This window comes from Vibrio sp. V39_P1S14PM300, from assembly GCF_009904765.1.
Lineage (GTDB): Bacteria > Pseudomonadota > Gammaproteobacteria > Enterobacterales > Vibrionaceae > Vibrio > Vibrio proteolyticus.
The window spans coordinates 1-12,271 of the sequence record NZ_WXWP01000286.1 but is presented as its reverse complement, the minus strand read 5'-3'; the positions used below and the strand labels follow the sequence as shown (position 1 = coordinate 12,271).

The window sequence follows — 12,271 nt, the reverse complement described above, 5'->3', positions numbered from 1 at the left end:
GGGTTGTAGAATCCACGCATGAGTTAAACCAATTATGCAATGAAGTGTATATTTAGATTGACTTCCTCCGGGTGCTAAATCCAATATAAAAAAGATTTATTTTGATATGGAAAAAATATGGAATTCCGTTACCTGAAGTATTTCGTCGCGGTTGCCCAGACACGCCATTTTACAAGGGCTGCCGAACAGCTTGGCATCGCTCAGCCGCCACTCAGTCAACAGATCAAAAAGTTGGAACATGAATTGGGTGTGGATCTGTTTAAACGCTTGTCCAGAGGGGTAGAGCTCACTCGCGCTGGGGAGGTGTTTTATACCGATGCGGTGAATATTCTCGCTGACGCGGAGCGGGCCAAAGCGAAAGTCAGGCAGATTGCGCGCGGCGAAAATACGGAAGTGAAAGTCGGCTTTGCCACCTCAACATCGACTTGTATCCCTGTTCTGGAAAGGATGGGGCGAATTCAGGGCGATGGCATCAACTTGCAGGCCGCTGAGCTGCCCATGCCGGAATTGGCCTCTCAGTTAAAGAACAAACAGCTAGATCTCGCGATCATGCGTTTGCCTTGTTATGCCAGCGAGCCTTTTGAACGCAAACGGCTGTTTGATGATCCGTTTGTTGCTGTGATTCCTGCCGGTCATCCATTGGCGCAGTTTAAACGTATTCAAATGACACAGCTCAGAGAGCAGAAAATCTTATTGTTTCCGCGTGAAACCGGGCCAGCCTTGTTTGATGGCATGAACACGCTGCTTGCAGACGCCGGAATACGGCTTGAGCGTCAATTTGCCGCGCCGCAACTGCGCACCACGATTGCGATGGCTCAGGCGGGGCTGGGGATTGCGATTGTGCCGCGCTCACTGGCCGAACATCTGGACAACTCGGCGGCGGTAGCGGAGATAGAGGACATGCTAATGACCAGTCGGATTGTGGTGGCTTGGGAGGGATCTAACCTCAATAAACAGGCGTTAAAAGTGGTCGCTAAAATCACTCAGGCTGAGTCTGAACAATAACGTCGGCATATTTTGAATCGGACATGTAAACCATGTTCTATTCTATTTAATAGCGCTTAATTTCATTAGTTTTCGCAACAATGAAATTAACAACCCGTTTTATGTGATGTTCCATCAATAGATACGGTCTGTATGCTTACATCATCGCCCTTGCGTTATACTCTGGCAGAAACAGCGCGAAAGTATGGTCAATTGGAGTGACGGAATGAAGCCCTTAAATTTGCAAAATGTTGATACGGAATTGGACTCTCACGTGCTGTCCCAAGTGTTTGAGCATATTGATACGGCCGTCATTATTGCCACGCTTCAACGTGAAATCGTCTGTATTAACAGTGCAGCCAAAAAGCTGTTTGGTTTCAAGGAAGGTGAGGTTATCGGGGCGAGCACGCGCATTCTGTATGCCACGGATGATGAATATGAGACCTTGGGTTTATCACGTTATAACGTTGAGGCTGAATGTATTAGTGATTCGTATATTGCAGACTACAAAACAAAAGGCGGACGAATATTTCAGGGTCAGACTTCTGGTGGCGTTATTAAAAACTTCTCGGGCGAGAATCTTTTTTATATTGCGATGATCAAAGATGAATCTTCTCGATTATCCGCAGAAGAAACATTGAATAAGCTGCATGAAATTACCTCATCGAGACAATTAAGTTTTGAACAGCGCGTTGATGAGATTTTGAAATTAGGGACAGAGCACTTTGGCTTGCCGATCGGTATCTTCAGCAAAATTGACGGCAACGATTACATTGTGCAGCGTGCCGTGCATCCGGATGATGCGTTAGAGACTGGCATGACATTCGAGCTTGATGCGACCTATTGCAGTCACGTGTATAACGCCGATGACGTTCAGGGTTTTCATCACGTCTCAGACAGCGAAGTTGCTACCCATTCGTGTTTTAAGAACTTTGGTCTGGAAGCGTACCTTGGCGCGCCGATTTTTGTTGATGAAAAGCGGTATGGCACGCTGAATTTTTCCAGTCCGGAACCGACCCGTCCGTTTATTCGTCAGGATATTGAGTTAATCCGTTTATTTGCCGAGTGGGTCGGGCATGAAGTCGCACGTAACAATGATTTGCTGGCGTTGGAAAATGCACACGTTCAAATGGAAAGTATGGCCAACACGGACGCGCTGACTGGACTGGCAAATCGAGGTTGCATGGAGCGCATCCTGCTTGAACAGATTCGCATTGCGCAAAATCAACGTACCGAGGCCGTGGTCGCTCTGCTCGATCTCGATCATTTTAAAGCGATCAACGACAGCTACGGCCACCGTACCGGAGACGAGGCGTTGAGAGAATTCGCGCTACTGGCGTCCAAGCTGTGTCGCAAAGAGGATTTCTGTGCCCGCTGGGGGGCGAAGAATTTCTGATCATTTTGCCGCGCACGGGTTTGGAAGGCGGGCGCAGTCTTCTGGCTCGATTACAACGCGAACTGCGTGATGTGAGTGTGACGCATGAAGACTCGGAAGTGAACTTTACCGTGAGTGTCGGGGCAACGGTGATTCGTCAGCAAGACAGCCCGAACGAGTTGCTGACCAGAGCCGACGAGCTACTCTACAAAGCCAAACACAAAGGACGCAACCGAATTGAAACAGGTTGAGCTTACGGCAATCACCATCTGCGCTGACGCGATGGTACCATTTTTAGTGATTGACTTTTATCCGGCGGTATCTTAACTTTGCCGCCGAATGTTTTTATAGATAACTCTCTACCATGATTTATATCCTGTTCAAGAACTTCGTGAGAAGGCTGAGCTCCGCGCAAATACACGATGAAGTGTTGCTCGGAGCCTGAAAAACCAAATCTTCATCAGATGTTGTAATGCGTGAACAGCGCAGGGTAGCTGACATCTGAAAGTAATGGTTAGAGAGGTAGGCCGGTAATGCTTTATCACCGGCCTTTTTTGTGTCTGAAAATCAGAGACATCAATATCGTACAGATTCCAGGGGCCGGTACTTGTTACCGGCCCCTTTTTTATGGTTTAAAAACATGAGTTTATTAGTTATCAAACACCTGGGCTTTCAGGTGGAAGACAAGGTTTTATATCAAAACGCCGATTTCGCTCTCCATCGTGGTGAGCATCTGGGTGTCACCGGACCAAATGGTGCGGGTAAAAGTACCTTGTTCAAGCTATTACAAGGTGAATATCTGCCGGATCACGGTGACATCCTCTGGCAGCCGGGTGTGAAAGTTGGCTACCTCGATCAGCACCTTGAGATTGATCCCTCGCTGTCAGTATTCGACTTTATGGCGACTGCTTATGCGCCTTTACTGGCTGCGGATCGCGAGCTGAATCGCCTCTATGCGCAAATGTCATCAGCGGTGTCCGATGCAACACTGAATCGCGCGGCAGAGCTGCAATCGCTGCTGGAAGAAGGGGGCTTCTACCGCCTGACTCATCGTGTTGAACAGGTGGCGGTGGGGCTGGGTATTCTGCCACTTGGAATGACCACACACATGAGTGGTTTGAGTGGCGGTCAGCGGCATAAAGTGATTTTGGCTAAACTGCTTTTGGAAGAGCCGGATGTGTTACTGCTAGATGAGCCGACCAACTTTCTCGATACGGATCACGTGACCTGGCTGGCGGAGTTTCTCAATCAATATTCAGGTACGTTTATGGTGGTATCGCATGACACGGCATTTCTGAATCGGATTGCCGATGGTATATGCGACATTGACCATCAACAGATCCGAAAATACAAAGGCGGCTACGCAAAAGCGATGGCGCAGAAGGAGCAGGAGACGCTTAACCAGCTTAAGCAATATCAGTCCCAACAACAGAAAATCGACAAGCTTGAAGCCTACATCAGCAAAAACGGTGCGGGTGTGAACGCTAAGATAGCCAACGGCCGCAAAAAGCAGTTGGCGAAAATTGAGCGGGTGAACAAGCCGCAGCAAAAGAGTCAGCCAGAATTTGGTTTTTCTCACGCGCCTTTGAGTGCCCAGACGGTTCTGACCGCAACTCGGCTTGAGATAGGCTATCAACATGCCTTGTTACCGGCGATCAATCTCGATATTCAGCGCGGCGAAAAGCTGGCGATTGTTGGCTTTAACGGCTTGGGTAAGTCGACACTGCTGAAAACGCTGATCGGTCAGCTCAATCCTCTTGCTGGGGACATTCGACAGGCCAACGGCATTCAGTGGGGGTATTTTTCTCAGGACTTACACTGGGATTACCCGGACAGTACTCCCATGCAGGTGATGCGTGCATCGTGTCGTCAGTTGAATGACAAAAGTGCGCGTCAGAAGCTGGCGGAGTTTGGCATCAGCGGCAATAAATCCTTGCAGCCGCCGCGCAGTTTGAGTGGCGGAGAGCAGACCAAGGTAAAGTTGTCGTGTCTGGCGGTCAGTAAATCAAACGTGTTGGTGCTTGACGAACCGACCACCCATTTGGATGTCGACGTAAAAGCGGCGTTAAAACGGGCGTTGTGTACCTACGCTGGCACGGTGATCGTGGTATCGCACGAGCCGGACTTTCTGGCCGACTGGCCGGATAAAGTGATTGATATGGCAAAGATGGAGATGTGTGATGCCAAATAAAATGTTACCCGCGCTGTTGTTCCTGATTGCGTTCTTGGTGGGGGCGGATGAGCTGCTGCTTGGCCCGATTTTGCAACCCATCGGACAGGATTTGGGCGTGCCAGCAGAACGGATCACGTTGTTTATCACTGCCTACAGCTTGGCGATTGCGTTTATCGCCCCGTACTTTGGTCGCTTATCAGACCAATGGGGAAGGCTGCGCATCATGTTTCCAGCTTGTGTGTTGTTCGGTCTTTCTTCGATCGCTACTGGTCTGGTTGGCCAATTCGATGTGGGTTTACTGACGCGGGTGATGACTGGCTTAGCCAGTGCCGGCATGTTGCCGATCGCGTTTGCATTGGCCGGTGATCAACCGGGTGATAAAGCGATGAAGCACATTACTCTGATTCAGGCAGGTCTGACTTTGGGAATGATTACCAGCCCGGCTATCGGGGCTTTTTTGACAGAGTGGCTGTCCTGGCGCGCAGCGTTTATCGTGTTAGGTGCAGCGGCACTGATGGTGGCGGCATTGCTCGCTGCCCAGGGCGGTGCGCATTACGCCAAAAACAAAACGGCTAAACCGGAGCAACCTGCCATGGCGCAACTGCTACGGATTCCGGGCGCCCGCGGAGCGCTTCTGGCAATGGGGCTTGGCCTTGGTGGGGGGATCGGCGTCTTCAATCTGGTGGGACAGCGCTTACGTGATGCCACTGAACTGGACATTGCACTGGTTGGCTTAACGTACGCGGTACTTGGTGGTGTCAGTGTGATGGGCAATATGGTGATGTCGCGAGCCATTCGACGCTTGGGCAGCGGCCGTGCTGTGATGCGAGCTGCACTGGTGGTCTGCCTGCTGTGCAGCGCCTGGGTGTTCGGTGCATCCGCAACGGATGTGTTGATGTTTTTGCCGGTGCTATTTTTCTGGTCTCTGGCCGGGGGAATCGGCTCGCCGGCGCTGCAAAGCCACATTGCGCAGCTGTCAGATTCGCATCGCGGCACTTTGATGGCGCTGGGCATGAGTATGATGCATTTGGGCGTTGCGATCTGGTCCGGTCTGGCGGGTTTTGCTTACTCACTGGGAGCCGTCTGGCTTGCCGTGTTGGCGGTGGGTTTGTTTGCCGCTGCGATTGCCGTCCTAAAACCAATCCCCGTCAGTGAGGCTGATTGATTGCTCTAAACCAAAGCCGTCGTTTGGGCGGTTTTGGTCGTTGCTCAGTTGCAATCTGTTACAGCATTTAGGATTTTTCTGACTTGATTACTGCCTTGGTCGCATCTAGGGTGTCAGGTATATTCGTTGTGGTTATCGCTCACGAAAACATTGGTCGTAGCCCCGGTATCACATACAATGGGTTGCTTACTGTTGAAGCGAAGTACGAGTTTCGCGGATAAGTGAGTGACACTGCGCAACAGATGGGTTTCAATCACGCTTTCTTAACGAGTCAGATACAGTCAAAGATAGTGTGGCTTTTGTTTCCGCATCTGTATGTTATGAAAATCATATGTACGGTTTTTGAAGAGTCTCCAGTTCGGAGCGGAGTTTTTTATGTTGCAGTCCTTTGAAAATTGGCTCAGTCAATACAACATTCAACTGTCGCAGTTGATTCAAATCGGTGAAGCGCTTGGACTCATTCTGCTCATCGCTATCATCATCCACCTGGTGTTGCACCGTGGTGTGGTGGCCTGGCTGAAACGCAGCGCAGACAAGTCTCAGGCCGTGTGGCGACATGAACTGTTCAGCGGCAACTTATTCAGTCGGGTAGCGCTGCTGATACAAGGGATTGTGATCGGCATTCAGGCCAATCTGTGGCTGTCCGAGGAGAGCGCAATCCGCGAAATGTTGCTGACGATTGTCGCGCTGTGGGTTGTGTTGTACGCGATGTTGTCGCTGTTCTCGCTGCTCAATGTGGTCGATGTGCTGGTAAACCGCACCCAGGTTGGGCGCAATATGCCGACCCGAGGCATCATTCAGAGCGTCAAAATCATCGTTTTTGTGATTGCGGCATTGCTGTTTACCTCCATCCTGATAGGCAAATCCCCGGTGATTCTGTTGAGTGGTCTGGGTGCCATGACAGCGGTCGTGATGTTGGTGTTTAAAGATCCCATTCTTGGTTTGGTTGCGGGTGTGCAGCTGTCCGCCAACAAAATGCTAAGTGTAGGTGATTGGTTGGAGATGCCGAAATACGGCGCGGATGGTGATGTGATCGACATCAGCCTGACCACAGTGAAAGTGCAGAACTGGGATAAGACCATCACAACGATTCCGACTTACGCACTGATCTCTGACTCGTTCAAAAACTGGAAAGGGATGACTGACTCCGGCGGCCGACGCATCAAGCGTAGCGTGATGATTGATGCGACCAGCGTACATTTTCTCAGTGATGAGGAAGTTGCCGATCTGACGAAAGCGCAACTTCTGGAACCGTACATCAAAAACAAAGTTGAAGAGATCACGCTCTATAATGAACAGCACAACGTCGATGACACCAGCACCATCAATGGTCGTCGTCTGACCAACCTGGGCAGTTTCCGCGCGTATCTTGAGCGCTACCTGCGTGCGCATCCGGAAATTCATAAGAATATGACGCTGATGGTTCGCCAGCTTGCGCCATCGCATGACGGTATCTCAATGGAGATCTACTGCTTTACCACCACAACGGCGTGGGTTGAATACGAGCGTATTCAGTCGGACATTTTTGACCACCTGTACGCGGTGATGCCAGAGTTTAACTTGCGTGTTGCGCAGGCGCCGACGGGCAGTGACTTCCGCCAATGGCATCAGGAACGGCCAAAGCCAAACCCACTGGCACAAGTGAGTAACGGATAAAGTAAGAAGCTCCCGCAAGGGAGCTTTTTTTACGCTTGTTGATAATCCTGATCGTGAGTTATTACTTTGAAGGTATGATGTTGATAGAGCCAGATCGCAACACTGCAACTGAAAAGAGTCAGTAACGTCGCCGCCGCCGCGCCATCAATGCCATATCGAGGGATCAGCACAAGGTTGAGTGCAGCGTCCAGACCTATGCCAGTCAAACCAATCCACACGACGTTTCTGCCACGTTTTACGTATTGCAGCCAGGTGGACGAAAAAGCCGCCAGCCCCCAAACAGCATACGCGCCACACAGCAGAGTAAGTGCCTGATTGGCTGCCAGGTATTCCTCACCAAACATTCCGAGCAGAGTATGTCGCAAGGCGAGCAGCACGACAAATAACCCGCCGAGTACCCAGAAAATCAGTTTTTGTGCTTGATGGTAAACGGCCATGCTCTGTTTACTGCCTTCATGAACCGCAATCCCAAGCAGCGGCAGAAACAACCCTGCGATTGTCGTCTGTGCCACCGGCAGAATATGAGCGATCGTCGCAGCGGCGCCAAAATGGCCGACTTCATGCTCTTCGGCCAACCATTCGAGCATGAACAGATCAATTTGATTCAGCGCCACGGTGACCAGCACGGCGGCCATCATGGGAAGCGATTGTTTGAGTAGCTCACGGTGGTTGGTCGGGTGTTTCGCCGCCGCCGATGACACAGAAATCAAAGCCAGTTGACGCAGCTTGAACCACTGCCAACTCACCAGAATTAACACGGCTAACGCGCCACAGGCGATGACCTGCCACAGTGCCAGTGAGCCGAATAGCCAGAAAATCGTAACGATCATGGCGGTTTTTATCAGAGGCAGCGCGACGCGCCATGGCAGGTTGGAGAGGATCAAGAACTTACCGGATTGCAACACCCGGCTGAACAGAGCCGCTGCCGCGATCAGCGGCAATACAAACGACATCAAGACTAAGGGGTGGTGTTGGTCCGAACCGCTGACAAACAGGTGCAGATAACTGCCCGCGTAAGTGACAATGATCAACACAACGGACAGCAGTGTGGCTGTTTTCAGATAAAACCGAACAAACGACCACACCGGACGATTGTTGCCCTGATCTAACGTGGCCGATAACATTTTCGGTGCCACACGATCGCCACCCAGCAAAATCACCATTGACGCCAGCACCGCGTAGGCGTACGCCACTTTATAGTCGCCGTACTCATGGCTGGTTAAACGTCCACTCAGTGTCAGGTTAAACAGATAATCAGCCAGAAAGCTGACCGGAATGGCCGCGAGCAAAATGACACCATTAATGCCAAGCTTGATTGAGGGTTTGGATTCGACCGTCACAGTAGTTCTCTGATTTGATTTAGATAATTCATCTAATGATAACAGGATAGGAGAGTGGAGGGGCTAGGTCACGCAGATTGAGACTCGCGCTTTTCGATGAACTCAATATATGGAGGGTGATGTCACCACTGTTACTCAGACAATAGTGTCATTCCGAATGCGCCAGATACAACTGGCGCTTAGATAGATTAAAGCGAATTCAATTCCAAGACGTTTCTGTTACGTTGACTCCCACATCACATCGCATTTTTCTTTCACGGCGGCGCTGAGCAGTTCGATAAGAGGTAAAGCCCGATGGTTGACACTGATGGCTGGCTCGGCATCTTCATCCGAATCATTCTCGGGTTCTGCGTTGGCAGCTTTACGTTTTTCTACCTCTACCGCGGCTTTGAGCTGCTCCAGTGCCTGAGGGACATCGTTCGCCAGAATAGCGCCGGGTACGGTTTCACTGTGTCCCATCAGTTTTAGCATCTGCAAGCCCACATCACCAAACATCGTAATGTTTGCATATGCCTTACAGCGAAAGGTAATTAACATAGTGAATCCTCTTAAAGTGGACCAATCAGGCTTAGCAGCTAAGCTGCAACACTCTGATTCGCGTTGATAATCTCTATAAACCATAGCACAGCCATGTTTACTGAACATACGATAATGTCACATCAACATCCGCTGATGGCCTGAAATGTTCGGTGTGTTCATTTTGGCCCAAAAGTACTGTTTTTCGTCACAAAGCAGACTGTCAGCAACATCGCGCATTCCGCATACTGCTCCCACATCAGGCAATCGCGCCTGTAACGAAAACACGTGAGGAGAACGAGAATGAAAAAAACAGCAGTTTGCAGTGCACTGGCACTTTCAATGGCAACGGCCTCGGCCGCCGCGGAATCTACGAATGCCACGTCAGCGCCCACGATCCGGACGATGACTCAGGCTCAAGCGCCGACAGAACTCCATGCAGGTTCCACCGCGGTGCTGGTGATTGACTTTCAGAACGAATATTACACGGGGCGTATGCCTATTCCGAATGGCAAGGAAGCACTAAAAAAAGCCAAGCAGGTGGTTGGTTTTGCGCATCAGAACAAGATGCCCGTCTATTTTGTGCGTCATGTGGGGGCTGCTGACGGTCCATTGTTTGCCGAAGGAAGTGTGAACGCGGAGTTCCATCAGGATCTGCAACCGTTGGATACCGATTTTGTCATCAACAAAGCAACCCCAAGCTCATTTGTTGGCACCAACCTGGACCAGCAGTTGAAAGAGAAGGGGATTAAAACTTTGATCATTACCGGCCTGATGACTCACATGTGTGTGTCTACAACGGCCCGTGATGCCGTGCCGATGGGCTACGAAGTGATTATCGCGGAAGACGCCACGGCTACTCGTGATTTGGCTAACTGGGATGGAAGCGTGGTTGATCACATCACTTTGCAACGCGCTGCCATCGCAGGTGTGGCCGACGTGTTTGCTGATATTAAGACCACGCAAGCAATCGTAGACATGCCAGTGATACGATAACGAACTGCATGCGTAACACCGCCAGCTGATACCAAAATGGGTATTAGCTGGTATCTTTGAATGAAACGACGCAAAAGGAATACTAGGCAGATGATACATGCAGTGAGCAAGCCCGAATCAGGCCACCTTTCAAAAGTGACGATTGGTATCGTGGTTTTTGATGGCATTATTCCTTTTCATTTGTCGGTGCCGTACGAAGTGTTTGAAAAAGTCTTAAATGTCGATGGAACGCCCGCTTGTGAGATCACGATCTGCGCGGCGAAGCCTGGGGTGCTAAAAACCAGTGCCGGGTTTTCGATGATCGTCGAAGAGGGGCTAGCAGCGATGAGTTCAAAAGACATCATCATCGTGCCAAGCTGGGACGACCCCGCACATCAACCAGAAGCGTGTATTCTTGACGCCCTGCAACAAGCTCATGCCAGAGGGGCCCGTATCATAGGTTTGTGCATGGGGGCGTTTGTGGTCGCGGCGGCTGGATTACTTGATGGCCGAACAGCGACCACGCATTGGCGCTGGGCACAATGTTTTCGTGATCGTTATAAACAAGTATCGGTTGATGAGAAGGTGCTTTACATCGACAACGGCGACGTTGTTACCTCCGCGGGTACCGCTGCCAGCATTGACTGTTGCCTGCACATCGTGCGTCAGATCTGGGGTTCACAGACGGCCAATGCGGTCGCTCGGCATCTTGTGGTACCGCCACATCGACAAGGTGGTCAGGCGCAATATATTGATGTGCCCGTTCCGGCTGTGAACCAGCGTGAGCCGTTATCCGCCATAATGGAGTGGGCGATTGAAAACCTTTCCATGCCGCTTACGGTCGACGTTATGGCAGAAAAAGCATGTATGAGCAGGCGCCACTTCACACGCCGCTTCCAACAAGCCACGGGTAGCAGCTTCTCGCAATGGTTAGTCAATCAACGTCTGATGGCCGCGAAGCACTATTTAGAAACCACAGATCAAGCCATAGACCGCATTGCCGAACAAGCGGGTTTTGCTTCGGCCACGTCGTTAAGACGACATTTCCGACAGCAATTTGATATCTCGCCGGCAAGTTATCGGCAGGTGTTTAGGGGAGAACGTGGTAAGAAAAGTTCTGCCTAAAGGTGTTGCGGTCATAACAAAAGGTCACGGCGTCACTTCCGGAGCAGATGGATACAGAAAGGGCAGAAACTTTTGAGTTCTTCCGCCTAGCATTGAGATGAAAGGACTGCCTAGAACGTTTTTGGACAATAACGTTTCAATGACTTTGCTAAATTAGTATTTAATGGATTACTTTTAATATTGCAAAGCCTCTAACGGACTGGCCATAATCAATCACCCACTACACGCTACCCATATCAGCCGTGGTTTTGATTTCTTAGGTTTTAATCATAGGAAGTACAAAGGGAAAGTGCTCATTAAACCGAGCAAATCCAGCACACTGCTGTTCTTGAGTAACTTGCGCGAACTCATCAAAAAGCACGCAACTATCCCCGTCAACGCTTTAATCAAGTTGATAAATCCGAAACTCAGGGGCTGGTCGAATTACTATCGACACTGCGTTGCGAAACAGGTTATTCGGATATGTAGGCCACAAGCTATTCCATATGTTATGGCTCTGGGCTAAAAGGCGTCATCCAACAAAATCTAGAACTTGGATCGCCCTTGAATATTTCATCAACCGTCAAAGTCAATGGCAATTTCACGGTTGGCAGAAGATCATGAATATGGATTGTCAGTTCAATCTGTTTCAAATAGTTAAGGTGCCAATAGAGAGACATGTGAAAATCACGAGTGCCGCTACGCCTTTTGATCCTCAATATCAAGAATACTTGCCTAAGAGAAAATCAAAGAAACAATACCGTAACTCTTGGCATGAGCCTGCTCTCGCTGCTTCATAAGTTGCTGGGTGCCAATTGGTGCCTTGCTCAGTGCGGTGAAAGTTGCGCGCTGGGCTCTTAGAGGGACGACACTTGGTATCAGGTGTCGTCTACTCGACATAGATGCTTTAGCGAGAGCCATCTTTCGCCAGTTATTATCTTTGTTTTCACTACAAATTATAAACTTACTTATATCCTCCTATG

Annotated in this window: 8 protein-coding genes and 2 pseudogenes; 8 read left to right on the top strand and 2 right to left on the bottom strand. The window is 50.1% G+C overall.

What is annotated here, in order from left to right; all coding sequences use genetic code 11:
- Positions 1-117 precede the first annotated feature (117 nt).
- The 5 genes and pseudogenes from CAG65_RS14700 to CAG65_RS14680 all read left to right on the top strand — a co-directional run bounded on the left by CAG65_RS14700 (position 118) and on the right by CAG65_RS14680 (position 7,353).
- Positions 118-1,005: a LysR family transcriptional regulator gene (locus CAG65_RS14700; RefSeq protein WP_161454130.1), complete on the top strand. Its 888-nt coding sequence runs from the start codon at positions 118-120 to the stop codon at positions 1,003-1,005.
- A 184-nt stretch (positions 1,006-1,189) separates the two neighbouring features.
- Positions 1,190-2,610 (top strand): annotated as a pseudogene (locus CAG65_RS14695) (diguanylate cyclase domain-containing protein).
- Between the two features lie 389 nt (positions 2,611-2,999).
- Positions 3,000-4,550 carry an ABC-F family ATP-binding cassette domain-containing protein gene (locus tag CAG65_RS14690; protein ID WP_161454129.1) on the top strand — a complete coding sequence of 517 codons (1,551 nt, stop codon included), beginning with the start codon at positions 3,000-3,002 and terminating at the stop codon, positions 4,548-4,550.
- The gene (locus CAG65_RS14685; RefSeq protein ID WP_237668821.1) at positions 4,540-5,697 is read left to right on the top strand and encodes an MFS transporter; all 1,158 of its coding nucleotides are present in this window, start codon (positions 4,540-4,542) and stop codon (positions 5,695-5,697) included. The genes CAG65_RS14690 and CAG65_RS14685 overlap by 11 nt, the downstream gene beginning before the upstream one ends.
- Before the next feature lie 375 nt (positions 5,698-6,072).
- Entirely contained in the window at positions 6,073-7,353 is a 1,281-nt protein-coding gene (locus tag CAG65_RS14680) for a mechanosensitive ion channel family protein (RefSeq protein WP_161454128.1), read from the top strand.
- A 29-nt stretch (positions 7,354-7,382) separates the two neighbouring features.
- On the opposite strand, the gene CAG65_RS14675 is transcribed toward CAG65_RS14680, so the two are convergent.
- Positions 7,383-8,693 (bottom strand): oligosaccharide flippase family protein, encoded by a 1,311-nt coding sequence (locus tag CAG65_RS14675; RefSeq protein ID WP_161454127.1) that lies wholly within the window; start codon positions 8,691-8,693, stop codon positions 7,383-7,385.
- A gap of 219 nt (positions 8,694-8,912) precedes the next feature.
- Positions 8,913-9,230: a DUF1840 domain-containing protein gene (locus CAG65_RS14670; RefSeq protein WP_021703478.1), complete on the bottom strand. Its 318-nt coding sequence runs from the start codon at positions 9,228-9,230 to the stop codon at positions 8,913-8,915.
- Positions 9,231-9,512: 282 nt separating this feature from the next.
- On the opposite strand from CAG65_RS14670, the gene CAG65_RS14665 reads away from it, so the two are divergent.
- The 3 genes and pseudogenes from CAG65_RS14665 to CAG65_RS14655 form a co-directional block, all read left to right on the top strand.
- Positions 9,513-10,205 carry a cysteine hydrolase family protein gene (locus CAG65_RS14665; RefSeq protein WP_040902113.1) on the top strand — a complete coding sequence of 231 codons (693 nt, stop codon included), beginning with the start codon at positions 9,513-9,515 and terminating at the stop codon, positions 10,203-10,205.
- A gap of 90 nt (positions 10,206-10,295) precedes the next feature.
- Positions 10,296-11,309, top strand: coding sequence for a GlxA family transcriptional regulator (locus tag CAG65_RS14660; protein ID WP_161454126.1), 1,014 nt, complete (start codon positions 10,296-10,298; stop codon positions 11,307-11,309).
- Positions 11,310-11,532: 223 nt separating this feature from the next.
- A pseudogene (locus CAG65_RS14655) lies at positions 11,533-12,088 on the top strand (group II intron maturase-specific domain-containing protein); the annotation flags it as partial.
- Between the last annotated feature and the right edge of the window lie 183 nt (positions 12,089-12,271).

Excerpts from the sequence above, each read along its gene's own strand:
- CAG65_RS14700 (WP_161454130.1), top strand. The coding sequence starts at position 118 with ATGGAATTCCGTTACCTGAAGTATTTCGTCGCGGTTGCCCAGACACGC.
- CAG65_RS14690 (WP_161454129.1), top strand. The coding sequence starts at position 3,000 with ATGAGTTTATTAGTTATCAAACACCTGGGCTTTCAGGTGGAAGACAAG.
- CAG65_RS14685 (WP_237668821.1), top strand. The coding sequence starts at position 4,540 with ATGCCAAATAAAATGTTACCCGCGCTGTTGTTCCTGATTGCGTTCTTG.
- CAG65_RS14680 (WP_161454128.1), top strand. The coding sequence starts at position 6,073 with ATGTTGCAGTCCTTTGAAAATTGGCTCAGTCAATACAACATTCAACTG.
- CAG65_RS14670 (WP_021703478.1), bottom strand. The coding sequence starts at position 9,230 with ATGTTAATTACCTTTCGCTGTAAGGCATATGCAAACATTACGATGTTT.
- CAG65_RS14665 (WP_040902113.1), top strand. The coding sequence starts at position 9,513 with ATGAAAAAAACAGCAGTTTGCAGTGCACTGGCACTTTCAATGGCAACG.
- CAG65_RS14660 (WP_161454126.1), top strand. The coding sequence starts at position 10,296 with ATGATACATGCAGTGAGCAAGCCCGAATCAGGCCACCTTTCAAAAGTG.